Raw genomic sequence first — 15,384 nt, 5'->3', positions numbered from 1 at the left:
CCGATGCAAGGAATGCCGCCGATGCAAGGAATGCCACGGATGCAAGGAATGCCGCCATATGATATGCAATTCCCTTCTATGCCAAATTCGAATGGTGCACCGGTCACAATGGATAATAATGTACCACAAATGGAGCAAATACAAGAGGATTGCGGTTGTGATGGTGAACCAGAACTGTATAGTCCACAGCCGGGTATGCCTTATTTCCCGCGTGAGTTTCATCAGCAAAGCCCATATATTCCGTATACACCGCAACCGGGCACAATGTATTATCAACAAAATCATCCCTCTGTATTTGGAACACCTTATCCAGAAGAAGAAAATTAAACAGAGTGTTAAGAAGCCGTTCTTTTATAAAGAACGGTTTTTATGTGAGAATCTGTTTGGGAATTTGGCGGAGATTATATAATAAAGTATTGTGAGTACAAGGAATTGTAAAAGTCCTTATTGTTGAGAGCGGTATTGTATTAGTTGTAGTAAGAACAGAGGTCTTTGGGAAAGTCAAACAGGCGAAAATAAAATGGGTTCAACATACAATGGAGTTTGCAAATATTTGAAATGAGAGGATTTTCTTGAAAAAAATCTCCTTATTATTAAGCGACTTTATGCCTACTTAGGGCATAAGCGCCATTTAGCGATAGCATAGCCGGAATTTTAAGTAAAATACTTACAGTGTAAAAAACCTCTTTGTGACTCATGATAAGAGGGAGCTTTTCGAATGAAAAGTTCATTCTAACAGAGGGGGTTTTTGCATTGAACAAAAAAATTAAAATTATTGCTGCTTCTTTGTTAGTTACCAGTGCACTAGCTGCATGTGGTACACCTAAAAATAAAAGTGCGATGGATCGAAATGCTACTTATAATTACGAGCGCACATCGTATGAGAATGCTTATCCGCATAGAGATAATGTAGCACGTACAGACCGTTACACAGATTATGTCACATATCGTAACAATGTAAGAACTGACGATTATGGGAATGTAAGATATACAAAAATTAATCAAGACATTCACAACCGTCGTGATAACGTTGGATACAATTATTACCGCGATGTAAATTATCACGGACAATTAACGAACCCATATCCAACTCGCAATGTTACGATGAACAATACCTATATGAACAATGATGGTAAAGTAGCTGAAGCAGTTACCAACCGAGTAAAAGGTATGGATAATGTAGATCGTGTTTCTACTGTTGTCCGTGGTAACGATGTTGTCATTGCGGTCAAAACTCGTAATAACCCAGACGAGAAGGCGTTAGAAAATGACATTCGCAAAGCTGTTGCGCCTCTTGTGAACAACCGTAATGTCTATGTAACGGCAAAAGCAGATATGTTTACTCGCATCGATACAATGAGTACACAACTACGAAACGGAACAGTTACAAACGATTTAAATCGTGATGTAACAAATATGTTCCGAGATCTTCGTACGAATGTAACTAACGTGGTGCGATAATGGAAAGAAGGGGAGAATTATTTCCCCTTCTTTTCACTTATGTAGTGTATTGCTTTTTCTGTTAATAAATGTATATCTTCTATGCAGTCTAATTGAAGTTCATCTTCTAATAACTCTGCATTAATTGTACTATAATGCTTTTTTAATTCATGTAGGTCTGTGATGAGTTGATTTGGCTGAGGATTTGTTTTTCGTTCTTTTAGTCGATGTGCCCAGACAGTTTCATCACTGCAAGTGCATAAAATTGATATCAATATCCCTTCTCGTTGTTCGATCCAAGATTTTAAGTTCAGTACATCATCTAAGTGGTTATAACCAAAATCGATAATAACAGTTGCATTACAACTAAGAGAGGATTCTAACAATCGGAAAAGAATATCAAAGCAGATTTTGTTTCGAATGACATGATTTGTTATGTGTTCAGCAATGGAGTCATATAAATCGTCTTTATGAATTACGGGTATATGTAGTTGTGCGCCTACAGCATTTGATATTGTTGTTTTGCCTGTACCTGCTTTTCCTCTAAATAAGATTACTTGCGTCATTATTTTATATCCTTTCTTTTAAGTGTTCTCCATATTCGACATATTTTGAAATCCTCCTTCTTTTTAGAGGTATCGTTTTTGGTCATCATTTTCTTCTTGCTTTCTCCAACTATTAATGTTATATTAACAAAGCGATGAGCTAATTTACGTAAGACGAGAGATATGCTTAAGTGCTAAACACGCGGATGTGGCCGCCTGGTCTCTCGCCGTAAACGCATCAAGACGCCTGCATGACAGGCGTCTTTCTTATTATATAGAAAATAGTAGCGGAGTAGGCTGAAGAGGTCACTCCGCTTTTTTGTATTCTTAATCTTGTATACCTAATTCTTTATGGATAAAAGAAGTTATTTTATACAAATTCATTTTTAATTTATAGACAATAAATCGCTCCTATGCCTGTGTATTTATTATAATGAGTTAATGTTGCTTTTCGAGATACCTAACTTCAAATCTTATACGAGCATAAAACTTCTATTTTTGGTCAAACTGTAAATAGAAGTTTTTATTTTCCCTAAAAGAGGTGACAGCATATGAAGCTCATGATCGTTGCCATGCAGATCGTGCTAGCTGCGTTTTGTTTGTATCATGAATCGAGTGTAGCGTCGGCAGAGAGTTCGGGTAATGCAGCTAGGCAGGAACCTCAAATTACAATCATGTTGCAGCGTATATATTTAGACGGGGAAGTGAGTCAAGAAATTTTTAGAGAAGAAGTTGTGAATTTAGAAAAGATTTTACAGCAATATAAGGATTGGCAACTTGTTGATCGAGATGATGTACAAATTGTATTGCAACAGAGCATTGATGATATTTCGCCGTTATTAAAAACGAGTGGGTATTTTGGCGTTTCGAAAGAGGGAATTCTTCAAATTTTTAACGGTGTGCCGAAAAATGACAATGCCATTCATTCCTTCTTTCAAATTGATATGAAAAAGATGGAAAGTTATCAGCGTGAACAGCTGAAGCGAGGAATTCGGGTGAAGTCGAAAGAGCGGTTTGTGAAAGTGATGAAAGATATGGAGCAATATACGATGAGAAATGGAAACAGCCGTAGCTTCAAATAGCTACGGCTTGTTTCTTATTTTTGTTTTTCTAAAATCATTTTTGCGATTTCATCGATTATCATATCTCTTCCAATTGGGTTAAATGCTTTTGTGTTAAATACTTCATTGCTTACTTCGTAAACATAATTGTCTTTTACAGCTTTAGTATTTTTCCAAATGGAACTGTTTTTGTAGTCTTCGTAAACTTTATCAGCTTCGCCGCCAAAGTTTACGATAAACATGTGATCTGGTTGGAAGGCAACAAGACCTTCTAATGAAACTTGTGCCATTGTTTGATTTAAATCTGTGCCTTTTGTTGCAGGTAATTTTAAGTCGTTAAATAAAATGTCTCCGTATCCAAAGTTCCCATATACACGGAAGTTTTGCGGTGTAACAGCAAGGAACATAAAGTTTTCATCTTTTGTTTTTTCTTTAATTTTCATTGAAAGTGAAGCAGCTTTTTGGTCGTAGTTTGCAAGCCATTTTTCTGCTTTTTTCTCTTCGCCAAATAGTTTGCCTACTTCAATAAATTTATCGCGCCATTTTTCTAAGTTTGTTTCTAACACAACAGTCGGTGCAATTTTTGCGACTTGATCGTAAATTTTTAGTTGACGGTTGTTTAAAATAATCATATCAGGTTTTAAAGCGGCGATTGCTTCTAAATCAGCGTTTGGCGCCCAGTACCAGCCAACTGGTTTTACATCTTTTAATTGATTTTGCAAGTGAGCTTGAATTTTATTTTTATACGTATTCGCTGTACCAATTGGTTTATGACCAAGAAGTAATAATTCTTCTGTTGAACCAGATAAATCAACAATTCGCTTCGGCTCAGTTGGAATCTCAACTTCTCCCTTTGTGTGTTTAACAACTTTTGTTTTTGGTTGTTCTTTTGATTGTGCTTCGTCTTTCTTTGAAGAACAACCAACGATTGTAAGCGCGAGAAGCATAAGTGCAAAGATGATAGATAGATTGCGTTTCATTTGAATGGATCTCCTTGTAAATAATATTGATAATCATTATCACTAGTGTAATGATAATTCTCCTTTATAATCATGTCAATGATAAAAAGTGGAAAAATGTAATAGAGAACGTTTGTTGGGGGAATCTCGCATTTCTATCGTTATTTATGTTAAAATGGAATACATGATTTGAGAGGGAGAGATACAGTTTTGTTTGAATATATTACAGGTTATGTGGAATATGTAGGACCGGAGTATATCGTTCTTGATCATAACGGGATTGGTTATCAAATTTTTACGCCAAATCCGTATGTATTTCAAAGAAGTAAACAAGAACTTCGTGTATATACATATCATTATGTAAGAGAAGATATATTGGCCCTTTACGGATTTAAAACGCGTGAAGAGCGTTTACTATTTACGAAGCTTTTAGGTGTATCGGGGATTGGACCGAAGGGAGCGCTTGCGATTTTAGCTTCAGGTCAAACGGGGCAGGTTGTACAAGCGATTGAGCATGAGGATGAAAAATTCTTAGTGAAGTTCCCGGGTGTCGGAAAGAAAACAGCTCGTCAAATGATTTTGGATTTAAAGGGGAAATTGGCAGATGTTGTGCCTGATGCCTTTGTCGACTTATTTTCAGATGCAAATCGTTTCGATGAGAAAAAAGGAACATCGGCCGAGCTTGATGAAGCGTTGGAAGCACTTAGAGCGCTTGGGTATGCAGAGCGAGAAGTATCTCGCGTCGTGCCAGAACTATTAAAAGAATCACTTACGACGGATCAATATATTAAAAAGGCACTTAGTCTTTTACTAAACGGTAAGAGGTGAGTAGAATGGATGAACGTCTCGTTTCAGGAGAATCCGCGTATGAAGATGCGGATTTAGAATATTCGTTAAGACCACAAACGCTCCGCCAATATATTGGCCAAGATAAAGCAAAGCATAATTTAGAAGTATTTATTGAAGCGGCGAAAATGCGTGAGGAAACATTAGATCACGTATTATTATATGGTCCACCAGGGCTTGGGAAAACGACATTAGCAAACATTATTGCGAATGAAATGGGTGTGAATATTCGTACGACGTCAGGACCGGCAATTGAGCGACCAGGTGATTTAGCAGCTGTTTTAACGGCGCTTCAACCAGGTGACGTTTTATTCATTGATGAAATTCACCGTTTACATCGTTCAATTGAAGAAGTATTGTATCCAGCGATGGAAGATTTTTGTCTCGATATAGTGATTGGAAAGGGCCCGTCAGCACGTTCAGTTCGGCTTGATTTACCACCGTTTACGTTAATTGGGGCAACAACACGTGCCGGAGCGTTATCCGCACCACTTCGAGATCGCTTCGGTGTATTGTCTCGTTTAGAATATTACACAGTTGATCAGTTATCAGCGATTGTAAGTCGTACTGCAGAAGTGTTTGAAGTTGAAATCGACTCCTTAGCTGCTTTAGAAATTGCAAGGCGTGCACGAGGTACGCCTCGTATTGCGAACCGTTTATTGCGCCGTGTACGTGATTTTGCGCAAGTTCGAGGCGATGGGACGATTACGATAGAAATTACGCAAATGGCCCTCGAACTACTACAAGTAGATAAGCTTGGACTTGATCATATTGACCATAAGTTGTTACTAGGTATTATTGAAAAATTCCGCGGCGGCCCAGTTGGATTAGAGACGGTTTCTGCAACAATAGGGGAAGAATCACACACTATTGAAGATGTGTATGAACCGTATTTACTACAAATTGGCTTCTTACAAAGAACGCCAAGAGGGCGCATTGTTACACCGCTCGTATACGAACATTTTGGTTTGGAGATGCCAGGGGCATGACAGATATGCCAAAGCTGCTCATTACAGACGGTATTCTTCTCGTTGTTGTTGGATTAGCTTGGAAGTTTATCCCGCATTAACGGGCAGTAAGACCCCCACCTCAAGATTGAGAGAGAATCGAAGAAGATAGGTGGGGGATAACTGCCCGTAAAAGCCCGATTGGTTCAACTAACCATCAGTGGGGGATGAAAAACTCCCCCACTAATGGAAGTTTCACTTTATAGGTAGGCTTCCAGGCGATATTTTTGTGAAAAAGGGGAATGTTACCTTTTATTTTCCCGTCATTACGTGTATTGTGATAAGTATTGTATTATCTTTTATTATGTACGTAATAAATCGATTTAGATAGAAATAGGTGAACATAAGTTATGGATATTAATCTGTTTGATTTTCATTTACCAGAAGAACTCATTGCACAAGTGCCACTTGAAGAACGAGAAACATCAAGATTAATGGTGTTAGATCGTGAAACTGGTGAAATTCAGCATAAGCATTTCACGGATATTCTTTCTTATTTACATGAAGGTGATTGCTTAGTTTTAAATGAAACGAAAGTAATGCCTGCTCGTTTGCACGGTGTAAAAGAAGATACAGGTGCACATATTGAAGTGCTTTTATTAAAGCAAGAAGATGGGGATACTTGGGAGACACTTGTTAAACCAGCGAAACGTGTGAAAGAAGGAACGATAATTTCTTTTGGAGAAGGAAAACTAAAAGCGACATGTGTTGGAACTGGCGAACAAGGCGGACGTCATTTGCAATTTTCATATGACGGCATTTTCTATGAAATTCTAGATGAGCTTGGTGAAATGCCGCTTCCTCCGTATATTAAAGAAACGCTTGAAGATCGTGACCGTTATCAGACGGTATTTGCACGTGAAGTTGGCTCAGCAGCAGCGCCAACAGCAGGGCTTCATTTTACAGAAGAGTTGTTAGAAGAATTGAAGAAAAAAGGCGTTCATTTAGCGTTTATTACGCTTCATGTCGGTCTTGGAACATTTAGACCAGTTTCTGCAGAGACAATTGAAGAACACCATATGCATGCGGAATATTATCATATGTCAGCAGAAACAGCACACCTTCTTAATCGTGTAAAGCAAGAAGGTGGTCGTATTATTACTGTTGGAACAACATCAACGCGTACGCTTGAAACGATTGCAACAGATAATAATGGTAAGATTTGCGCGGCTTCTGGCTGGACTGATATTTTTATGTATCCAGGATATGAATTTAAAGCGATTGATGGTTTAATTACAAACTTCCATTTGCCAAAATCAACTTTAATTATGCTTGTGAGTGCATTTGCAGGAAGAGACAATGTTCTTCATGCGTACAATGAAGCGGTGAAGGAACAATATCGTTTCTTTAGTTTCGGTGATGCGATGTTTGTTGCCGCTCACTCTCAAGTAGAGAAGAAATAAAAAAGGAGTAAAGATATGACAGCAATACGTTATGAATTAATTAAAACATGTAAACAAACAGGCGCGCGTTTAGGACGTGTTCACACACCGCACGGCTCATTTGAAACACCAATTTTTATGCCAGTTGGAACACTTGCGACAGTAAAAACAATGTCACCAGAAGAGTTAAAAGCAATGGATGCGGGTATTATTTTAAGTAATACGTATCATTTATGGCTTCGTCCAGGTCATGAAATTGTACGTGAGGCAGGCGGCTTACATAAATTTATGAACTGGGATCGTTCGATTTTAACAGATTCCGGTGGTTTCCAGGTGTTTAGTTTAAGTGACTTCCGCCGTATTGAAGAGGAAGGCGTTCATTTCCGCAATCATTTAAACGGGGATAAATTATTCTTATCACCAGAAAAGGCAATGGAAATTCAAAATGCACTAGGTTCTGATATTATGATGGCATTTGATGAGTGCCCACCGTTTCCAGCGACATTTGAGTATATGAAAAAATCAGTAGAGCGTACGAGCCGCTGGGCAGAGCGTTGCTTAAAAGCGCACCAGCGTCCAGAGGATCAAGGTTTATTTGGTATTGTACAGGGCGGAGAGTTTGAAGAACTTCGCCGTCAAAGTGCCCGCGACCTTGTTTCAATGGATTTCCCAGGTTATGCAGTTGGTGGTTTATCCGTTGGGGAACCGAAAGATATTATGAACCGTGTGCTTGAATTTACAACACCGCTTCTTCCTGATAACAAACCGCGTTATTTAATGGGCGTTGGATCACCAGATTCATTAATTGACGGTGCAATCCGCGGTATTGATATGTTCGACTGTGTACTTCCAACTCGTATTGCACGAAACGGTACGTGTATGACAAGTGAAGGCCGTTTAGTTGTAAAAAATGCAAAGTTTGCGAAAGACTTTGGTCCGCTTGATCCGAATTGTGATTGTTACACATGTAAAAACTATTCACGTGCGTACATCCGTCACTTAATGAAATGTGATGAAACATTCGGAATTCGTTTAACGTCTTATCACAACCTGCATTTTCTGTTAAAATTAATGGAGCAGGTGAGACAAGCCATTCGTGAAGACCGTCTTGGAGATTTCCGTGAGGAGTTCTTTGAACAATATGGCTTTAATAAACCGAATGCTAAAAACTTCTAATACATAATAATTGAGGAGGAATAAAAGATGAATCCAGGTATGATGAATATTGTCATGATCGTTGCGATGTTTGCGATTTTCTACTTCTTACTAATTCGTCCGCAACAAAAACGTCAAAAGGCTGTAGCGCAAATGCAAAGTGAACTGACAAAAGGCGATGCAATCGTAACGATTGGTGGCTTACACGGTACAATTGAATCTGTAAACGATACAACGATTGTGATTAAATCTGGTGGTTCACACCTTACATTTGATCGCAACGCAATTCGTGAAACTGTGAAAAACTAATGCAACAAGGTGTTCTAAAAGTATTACTTTTAGAGCACCTTTTTTTTATAAATTTAAGTATTACTAAATCAGTAAATAATAATGAGAATGAGAAAATATAATTCGTTTTTTCTGATGGATTCTGACTTGTGAAATTCATTCATATATACGGGGAAAACATAGAAGCTGTCTCCAAAAGTCACTGTTTATATATCCATTAAATTTTTCGACATATAAGTAGCGGGTATGCACTTACTTTCTCCTTTTGTTTTCGACTTTGCATGTGGTAGGAACAGGCCTTGACCGTTTCTATGCGCGGCCAGATGCTCACGTCTCAATCTAAAAAGACAGGAGTTTTTTAATTTATATAGTAATTTTTTAGGACAGCTTCGCTGTTTAATATGTTGTCCGCTTACCGATATTGACTCCAAATATGCCCCCAATTGTACTTGCCGCAATAATGACAAGTTGATAGAGAAGTTGTGCGTTCGATAACGCCGATGAAAACCCTAAATAATTTACAAGAAATACGAGAATTGCAAATAAGACTCCAGTAGATCCACCGACAAACCACCCTTTTCCTTGTGCTTTTACTCCAGCAACAAATCCAGCGACAAGTGTTGACACAATGGCGAGGACAAGAAGTGCGATGGATAAAGTCCCTTCATTTATGTTTGTAAATTTCAATAATAAAGCGATGATGAGACTTGCTAGGCAAGCGAAAATAAGTAAGGTAACGATGCCGAATCCAACTGCAATTGATAATTTTTTTGTTCCATCCATAAAGCATCTCTCCTTTCTAATACAAGCATATTTTCTCTTGTGCTAAGTTAGACTAGTTTCTTTTTGTACGGGAAAACTAATGTATAGAAATTGCAAGGAGAAGGGAAAGAGAAGATGGAAATACTTCAAATTATCTTTCGAACCATTCTTTTATACAGTGTGATGTTAATTATTTTCCGACTGATGGGAAAACGAGAAATTGGTGAGTTAAGTGTTTTAGACTTAGTTGTGTTTATTATGCTTGGTGAAATGGCAGTTATTGCAATTGAAAATATGGATAAGTCAATTTGGCATCAACTCGTTCCGATGGTGCTGATTATGCTCATTCAAATTGTGTTATCCGTTGTCTCGCTAAAAAGTCAGCGCATTCGTCACATACTAGAAGGAGAACCGGCTATCATCGTACGTGAGGGGAAGATAGATGAAAAGCAAATGCGTAAACAGCGATACAACATGGATGATTTACTTATGCAATTACGTGAGGAACGTATCGGTGATATACGTGATGTCGAGTATGCGATTTTAGAGCCATCAGGGAGATTATCAATATTTGAAAAACAAAAAAGTAAAAATGACACACCATTATTTTCACTTCCGCTTATTATTGATGGAGAAATTCAGAAAAAACATTTATACATGATGGAACATACCGATATATGGCTGAAGGATAAGTTAAAGAAACTAGGGCATACCGATATTGAGAAGATTTCATATTGTAGTTTTCAAAACGGGCAGTTTTTTGTGGATTTAAAAGATGAGTAAAGGTCTGCTTCAAACAGGACTTCATAGAACTATGTCGAATATAAAAGGGCAAAGAAGTCTAATTTGGAGTGAAAGATATGGGAGTTACGTTAGAAAAAGCTACAGTTTCGGACGCAGAATTGATTCATGCTATGCAAGTAGAAGCTTTTCTACCGTTATTGGAAACATACCAAGATTACAATACGAATCCGGCAAATGAGAAGCTTGATAGAATCATTACAAGAATTAACAATCTGCATGGTGGATTTTACAAAATCATGTACAATAATGACGTTGTTGGTGCTGTATGTGTAGTTCGGAAAGAAGAGAATACTGAATTTTGGATTAGTCCAATGTTTATTCTTCCGAAGTATCAAGGGAATGGAATTGCCCAGAAAATAATATTCTTATTAGAAGAGATGTTCCCGCAAGCAACAAGTTGGGAATTAGCCACAATTTTAGAGGAAAAACGGAACTGTTATTTGTATGAAAAAATGGGTTTTGAACAGACTGGTGTTAGAAAAAGATTGAATGAGTGTACAACGCTTGTCTATTATAAAAAAACACATAGTAAATAAAAGTAGCTATCGAATGTATTTCGATAGCTACTTTTATTTTAAAAAAGAAAATTTACGAAGAATTGGGAGCCTTAGTAATTCATCTTTTCGAATAAGGCCAAAAAGGATTAACAGAAATACATACAGTATCGAAGTAGATAGCACTTCCCATAATGTTTGCATGCCAAGTGAAGGAGAGAAGGTTATGCGTGTATGTATGTAATAGGCTACGCTCCCAGCGATGACAATAGCGAGTAAGCCGTACATATAGTCTTTTATATAAATAGTAAATGTAATTTTTTTTAAGACAGTTGCATAGTGAAGTAAAGTAACAGTAACGATATTGGCTGCAATTGCAAGAGCGACGCCCATCATTTGAAACTGTGGTTGTGAAGCAAGGACGAAAATAACAAGTAATTTCACAATTGCTCCGATAAATGTATTCATCATGGCAGCTCGTGCTAAATTGAGAGCTTGTAGTACAGATGTGAGTGGTCCTTGAAAATAGTGAAATAAAAAGCAAGGTGCAAGCACTTGAATGAAAAGAGTCGCACTATCAGAACCATACATAAGCGTTAAAATAGGTGAAGCAAATACATATAAAATGACGACAGACCATCCACCTGTAATAAGAGAGATGCGCAGTGCTTGCTGTAATCTGTGCTCTACTAAACGGCGCTGCTTTTTGGCGTTTGCTTCACTAATCGAGGGGACGAGTGCCGTGGAAAGAGCATATGTAATAAAGGCCGGCAGAGACAAAAGTGGAAAGGCATATCCATTTAATATACCGTATTGCTGCGTTGCAATTGAAGCAGTAACTCCGGCGATTGCTAAACTTTGCATAACAACAATTGGTTCAAAAAAGTAAGAAATAGATCCAATTAAGCGGCTTCCTGTTGTAGGAAGTGCAATATCCATTAAGGAATAAAAGGTGTGTTTACTTTCCTTTACAGTACTTATAAAACGGGAACGAATGGAAAGGTGTTTTTCTCTTTGAAATAATGTTAGCAAAAATAATAGAGAAGCGATTTCTCCAAGTACAGCTGAGAGCATGGCACCTGCTGCGGCGTATTCTACTCCATATGGTAAGAAAAAGCGAATGCATACAGCGATAATCGTAATGCGAACGACTTGTTCTAGCACCTGTGCATAGGCACTCGGTTTCATATTTTGTCTCCCTTGAAAGTAACCGCGCAGCACAGAGGAAACGGCAATGACTGGTACAACTGGTAAAATAGCGATTAATGGATAGTAAGTTCGTTTATCAGTTAATAATGTTTCTGCTAATAAAGGAGCAAGAAGCATAATTCCGATTGTTAATAGAATACTAATGACTGAGGTAATGGCTAATGAAACGGTTAATATTTTTTTAACTTGTTGTTTATCGTTTGTAGCTTCTGCTTCAGCAATCAGTTTTGCGATGGCAACTGGAAGGCCGATTTGTGTAATGGTAATAGCTAATATAAATGTTGGAACAGCCATCATATATAGCCCAACGCCTTCTTCGCCTAAAATGCGCGCCATCACAATCCGGTTAATAAAACCTAATATTTTTGTGATAAAACCAGCGAACATTAAAATAAAAGCACCTCGTAAAAAGGTTTGTTTCGTCATTGTTTTCTCCTACCTTCTCAAAATCAATGGAATGATTTACAATAATTTATATGCATGAATAAGATAAGCATGACAAGCTTTTGAAATGAGGAACGTGAGATCAGAGGGAGATGAGCTAAAAATGGCTGAGAAAGAGGCAATAGTAGAAGCGTATCGAGAGCAATTACAAATCGTTTTGGACAGTAAAGTGGAAGAGTTTCAAATGCTCGGCTATGATCGTGTTACACTAGAAGACGTATGGAAATGTTTAAAGGATAAAAAGTGGAAAAAAGTAGGGCCAAATGTCAGATTGTATGAGCTTGTAAATGATGTGTTAACGTTAACAGCTAGCGACTATATGACATATTTAACGCTGAAGGCGTATCAAGCACCACTTTGGTCGTTTGATGAATATGAAAATAAATAATAAGGTTGTAATTGGTTTGTTCTTCTTCTTGCAGTATAATAGGGAGTATTGATAAAGAGGTAATTTTGGAACAAGCGCTTTTGTTCAAAGGAGGAACAAGAAACATATGGCAAAGCGAAGTAGCAGAATCGTTGCCTTTTTCCTCGTTGTGTTATTAATTGGAGGAATCATTGGAGCAACGACAAAAAACATTACAAAAGGAATTAATCTCGGACTTGATCTTCGAGGCGGCTTTGAAATTTTATATGAAGTAAAGCCAGCGAAAAAAGGGGAAAAAGTTACTAGGGATACTCTTGTGAGTACGGTTGGTGCACTCGAAAAACGTGTAAACGTTCTTGGTGTAAGCGAACCGAATATCCAAATTGAAGGAAATGATCGTATTCGTGTGCAGCTTGCTGGCATCAAAGATCAACAGCAAGCGCGAGATGTGTTATCAACTCAAGCGAAATTAACGTTCCGTGATGTAAATGATAACATTCTTATGGACGGTGCTGATTTAGCAACGAACGGTGCAAAGCAAACGTTTGATGAGCAAGGTCGACCAAGTGTTGGCTTAAAGTTAAAGAGTGCTGATAAATTCCGTCAAGTGACTGAGAAAGTATTAAGCATGAAACCGAACAACTTAATGGTAATTTGGCTTGATTTTGAAGAAGGAAAAGATTCTTACAAGGCAGAAGCAGCAAAACCAAAACCGAAATATTTATCAGCAGCTACTGTGAATCAAGTATTTAATCAAGCGGAAGTATCTATTGTTGGTGGGAACTTTACAGTAGAGAGCGCAAAACAACTTTCAGAGTTGTTAAATGCCGGAGCACTTCCTGTTGATTTAAAAGAAATATACTCTACTTCTGTTGGAGCGAAATTTGGTGAGCAAGCACTACAAAAAACAATTTTTGCTAGTGCAATCGGTATAGCTCTTATTTTCTTATTTATGCTTGTATTCTATCGCCTACCTGGTCTTGTAGCGATAATTATGCTTGGTTTATATATTTACATAACGTTACTCGTATTCAATTGGATGCATGCGGTTCTCACATTGCCGGGTATAGCAGCGCTCGTGCTCGGGGTCGGAATTGCGGTTGATGCCAACGTTATTACGTATGAAAGGCTGAAAGAAGAACTGCGCATCGGAAAATCGATGTTATCGGCATATCGTGCAGGTAATCAGCGTTCATTATCAACCATTCTAGATGCAAACGTTACAACACTTGCAGCAGCTGGTGTATTATTTGCATATGGTACAAGTTCTGTTAGAGGATTTGCGACAAGTTTAATTGTAAGTATTTTTGTCGGCTTTATTACAAACGTATATGGTACACGTTTCTTACTTGGTTTACTTGTTAAGAGTCGTTACTTTGATAAAAAATATACTTACTTTGGTGTAAAACCGAAGGAAGTTATTCCATTAACAAAAGGTGTAGAACATGCACCAACGAGATTTGATCGTATTAACTTTGTTAGCATCGGACATAAATTTTTCTGGTTCTCAGTTGTTGTCATGATTGCGGGTGCGATTATTTTACCAATTTTCAAATTGAATCTAGGCATTGACTTTGAAAGTGGTACGCGCATGGATATTAAAACAAATCAAGCGATAACAGTGTCACAAGTACAAAAGGAATTGCATGATTTGAAAGTAGATGTGAAGCAAGAAGATATTGTGCCAACAGGTGATAATAATAAAGGATTTGCTGTTCGTACAATTGGTGTATTATCAAAAGATGATATTGCGAAAGTAAAAACAGTCTTCCACGATAAATATGGTACAGAGCCAAACATAAGTACAGTTTCTCCGACAATCGGGAAAGAAATTGCGCGAAATGCGTTTTATGCAGTACTGATTGCATCAGCTGTTATCATTTTATATGTGAGCATTCGTTTCCGCTTCACATATGCATTATCAGCAGTATTAGCACTTCTGCACGATGCATTCTTCATTATCGTTGCGTTCAGCTTACTTCACTTAGAAGTCGATCTAACGTTTATTGCAGCGGTGTTAACAATTATCGGTTATTCTATTAACGATTCGATTGTTACGTTTGACCGAAATCGTGAGTTGTACAAACAGAAACAAAAAATTCGCACGTTAAGCGATTTAGAAGAGATTGTGAATGCGAGTATTCGCCAAACAATCGGCCGTTCTATTAATACGGTTATGACAGTGTTACTACCTGTTATTACATTGTTAATTTTTGGAAGTGAGTCATTACGTAACTTCTCAATTGCATTATTTGTCGGTTTAATTGTTGGTACTTACTCTTCTGTTTTCGTGGCATCCCAAATTTGGCTGATGCTTGAAAACCGCCGTTTGAAAAAAGGAAAAGGTCAGAAAAAAGTAGAAGTAAAGACATCTGAACCGCAAGTATAAGAAACAATCACTTAAATTTGAATGAAAAGAGATGCCTCTTTGCAGGCATTTCTTTTTTTGTTCTGGGATAGAATAAAGTGAAGGTTAGTGCGGGCATTTACGGACAGTTATCCCCCGTCTATCTTCTTTAGAAAAGTGGAAGCGGCTCGTTCAGAATGTGAGGGGGATGGAGCTTCTGACGTAGAGGTGTTTTTTACCTCGTAGGAAGAAGCGAAGCCACCGAACATTATAG

Annotated in this window: 15 protein-coding genes and 2 pseudogenes; 13 read left to right on the top strand and 4 right to left on the bottom strand. The window is 37.8% G+C overall.

The window, feature by feature from the left end:
- Both BM211_RS16455 and BM211_RS16450 read left to right on the top strand, forming a co-directional pair.
- Positions 1-327, top strand: a pseudogene (locus BM211_RS16455) (hypothetical protein); the annotation flags it as partial.
- Between the two features lie 426 nt (positions 328-753).
- Complete coding sequence (locus tag BM211_RS16450) at positions 754-1,461, top strand: YhcN/YlaJ family sporulation lipoprotein (protein ID WP_035434324.1); 708 nt, start codon at positions 754-756, stop codon at positions 1,459-1,461.
- A gap of 17 nt (positions 1,462-1,478) precedes the next feature.
- Here the strand turns inward: BM211_RS16450 and BM211_RS16445 are convergent, their stop codons facing one another.
- The gene (locus tag BM211_RS16445) at positions 1,479-2,006 is read right to left on the bottom strand and encodes a P-loop nucleotide/nucleoside kinase family protein (protein WP_035434325.1); all 528 of its coding nucleotides are present in this window, start codon (positions 2,004-2,006) and stop codon (positions 1,479-1,481) included.
- Positions 2,007-2,536: 530 nt separating this feature from the next.
- On the opposite strand from BM211_RS16445, the gene BM211_RS16440 reads away from it, so the two are divergent.
- A complete protein-coding gene (locus BM211_RS16440) occupies positions 2,537-3,067 on the top strand; it encodes a BofC C-terminal domain-containing protein (RefSeq protein ID WP_035434327.1) in 531 nt (176 codons plus the stop codon).
- A gap of 14 nt (positions 3,068-3,081) precedes the next feature.
- Here the strand turns inward: BM211_RS16440 and BM211_RS16435 are convergent, their stop codons facing one another.
- Positions 3,082-4,026: an iron-hydroxamate ABC transporter substrate-binding protein gene (locus BM211_RS16435; protein ID WP_035434329.1), complete on the bottom strand. Its 945-nt coding sequence runs from the start codon at positions 4,024-4,026 to the stop codon at positions 3,082-3,084.
- A 189-nt stretch (positions 4,027-4,215) separates the two neighbouring features.
- Between BM211_RS16435 and ruvA the strand changes: the two genes are divergently transcribed.
- The 6 genes and pseudogenes from ruvA (at position 4,216) to yajC (ending at position 8,704) form a co-directional block, all read left to right on the top strand.
- The gene (gene ruvA, locus BM211_RS16430; RefSeq protein WP_035434330.1) at positions 4,216-4,833 is read left to right on the top strand and encodes a Holliday junction DNA helicase RuvA; all 618 of its coding nucleotides are present in this window, start codon (positions 4,216-4,218) and stop codon (positions 4,831-4,833) included.
- A gap of 5 nt (positions 4,834-4,838) precedes the next feature.
- Complete coding sequence (gene ruvB / locus BM211_RS16425) at positions 4,839-5,840, top strand: Holliday junction branch migration DNA helicase RuvB (RefSeq protein WP_035434331.1); 1,002 nt, start codon at positions 4,839-4,841, stop codon at positions 5,838-5,840.
- 217 nt (positions 5,841-6,057) lie between these two features.
- Positions 6,058-6,189, top strand: a pseudogene (locus tag BM211_RS16420) (DUF2905 domain-containing protein); the annotation flags it as partial.
- A 19-nt stretch (positions 6,190-6,208) separates the two neighbouring features.
- Complete coding sequence (queA, locus tag BM211_RS16415; RefSeq protein ID WP_090998594.1) at positions 6,209-7,261, top strand: tRNA preQ1(34) S-adenosylmethionine ribosyltransferase-isomerase QueA; 1,053 nt, start codon at positions 6,209-6,211, stop codon at positions 7,259-7,261.
- A gap of 15 nt (positions 7,262-7,276) precedes the next feature.
- Positions 7,277-8,416: a tRNA guanosine(34) transglycosylase Tgt gene (tgt, locus tag BM211_RS16410; protein ID WP_035434333.1), complete on the top strand. Its 1,140-nt coding sequence runs from the start codon at positions 7,277-7,279 to the stop codon at positions 8,414-8,416.
- Between the two features lie 27 nt (positions 8,417-8,443).
- Positions 8,444-8,704, top strand: a complete 261-nt coding sequence (yajC, locus tag BM211_RS16405) for a preprotein translocase subunit YajC (RefSeq protein ID WP_035434334.1) — start codon at positions 8,444-8,446, stop codon at positions 8,702-8,704.
- Between the two features lie 375 nt (positions 8,705-9,079).
- Here yajC and BM211_RS16400 read toward each other — a convergent pair whose 3' ends face one another.
- The gene (locus tag BM211_RS16400; RefSeq protein ID WP_035434336.1) at positions 9,080-9,466 is read right to left on the bottom strand and encodes a TIGR04086 family membrane protein; all 387 of its coding nucleotides are present in this window, start codon (positions 9,464-9,466) and stop codon (positions 9,080-9,082) included.
- Between the two features lie 114 nt (positions 9,467-9,580).
- Between BM211_RS16400 and BM211_RS16395 the strand changes: the two genes are divergently transcribed.
- Both BM211_RS16395 and BM211_RS16390 read left to right on the top strand, forming a co-directional pair.
- Entirely contained in the window at positions 9,581-10,228 is a 648-nt protein-coding gene (locus BM211_RS16395) for a DUF421 domain-containing protein (protein WP_035434337.1), read from the top strand.
- A gap of 77 nt (positions 10,229-10,305) precedes the next feature.
- The gene (locus tag BM211_RS16390) at positions 10,306-10,785 is read left to right on the top strand and encodes a GNAT family N-acetyltransferase (protein WP_035434339.1); all 480 of its coding nucleotides are present in this window, start codon (positions 10,306-10,308) and stop codon (positions 10,783-10,785) included.
- 33 nt (positions 10,786-10,818) lie between these two features.
- Here the strand turns inward: BM211_RS16390 and spoVB are convergent, their stop codons facing one another.
- Positions 10,819-12,378: a stage V sporulation protein B gene (gene spoVB / locus BM211_RS16385; RefSeq protein WP_035434340.1), complete on the bottom strand. Its 1,560-nt coding sequence runs from the start codon at positions 12,376-12,378 to the stop codon at positions 10,819-10,821.
- A gap of 121 nt (positions 12,379-12,499) precedes the next feature.
- Here spoVB and BM211_RS16380 point away from each other — a divergent pair, with 121 nt between their 5' ends.
- Both BM211_RS16380 and secDF read left to right on the top strand, forming a co-directional pair.
- A complete protein-coding gene (locus BM211_RS16380; protein WP_035434341.1) occupies positions 12,500-12,784 on the top strand; it encodes a post-transcriptional regulator in 285 nt (94 codons plus the stop codon).
- 106 nt (positions 12,785-12,890) lie between these two features.
- Positions 12,891-15,152 (top strand): protein translocase subunit SecDF, encoded by a 2,262-nt coding sequence (gene secDF / locus BM211_RS16375; RefSeq protein ID WP_090998592.1) that lies wholly within the window; start codon positions 12,891-12,893, stop codon positions 15,150-15,152.
- The last annotated feature ends 232 nt before the right edge of the window (positions 15,153-15,384 follow it).

The sequence above is a fragment of the Bacillus sp. 491mf genome, from assembly GCF_900112415.1.
Taxonomy (GTDB): Bacteria; Bacillota; Bacilli; order Bacillales; family Bacillaceae_G; genus Bacillus_A.
Note: the sequence above shows the minus strand (reverse complement) of the source record. Positions and strands in the feature narration are given on the sequence as shown.

What these genes read in the sequence shown, in the direction of transcription:
- BM211_RS16400 (WP_035434336.1), bottom strand. Translation starts at nt 9,466, where the DNA reads ATGGATGGAACAAAAAAATTATCAATTGCAGTTGGATTCGGCATCGTT.
- BM211_RS16445 (WP_035434325.1), bottom strand. Translation starts at nt 2,006, where the DNA reads ATGACGCAAGTAATCTTATTTAGAGGAAAAGCAGGTACAGGCAAAACA.
- BM211_RS16390 (WP_035434339.1), top strand. Translation starts at nt 10,306, where the DNA reads ATGGGAGTTACGTTAGAAAAAGCTACAGTTTCGGACGCAGAATTGATT.
- BM211_RS16380 (WP_035434341.1), top strand. Translation starts at nt 12,500, where the DNA reads ATGGCTGAGAAAGAGGCAATAGTAGAAGCGTATCGAGAGCAATTACAA.
- ruvB (WP_035434331.1), top strand. Translation starts at nt 4,839, where the DNA reads ATGGATGAACGTCTCGTTTCAGGAGAATCCGCGTATGAAGATGCGGAT.
- BM211_RS16395 (WP_035434337.1), top strand. Translation starts at nt 9,581, where the DNA reads ATGGAAATACTTCAAATTATCTTTCGAACCATTCTTTTATACAGTGTG.
- spoVB (WP_035434340.1), bottom strand. Translation starts at nt 12,378, where the DNA reads ATGACGAAACAAACCTTTTTACGAGGTGCTTTTATTTTAATGTTCGCT.
- BM211_RS16440 (WP_035434327.1), top strand. Translation starts at nt 2,537, where the DNA reads ATGAAGCTCATGATCGTTGCCATGCAGATCGTGCTAGCTGCGTTTTGT.
- queA (WP_090998594.1), top strand. Translation starts at nt 6,209, where the DNA reads ATGGATATTAATCTGTTTGATTTTCATTTACCAGAAGAACTCATTGCA.
- yajC (WP_035434334.1), top strand. Translation starts at nt 8,444, where the DNA reads ATGAATCCAGGTATGATGAATATTGTCATGATCGTTGCGATGTTTGCG.
- secDF (WP_090998592.1), top strand. Translation starts at nt 12,891, where the DNA reads ATGGCAAAGCGAAGTAGCAGAATCGTTGCCTTTTTCCTCGTTGTGTTA.
- BM211_RS16435 (WP_035434329.1), bottom strand. Translation starts at nt 4,026, where the DNA reads ATGAAACGCAATCTATCTATCATCTTTGCACTTATGCTTCTCGCGCTT.
- tgt (WP_035434333.1), top strand. Translation starts at nt 7,277, where the DNA reads ATGACAGCAATACGTTATGAATTAATTAAAACATGTAAACAAACAGGC.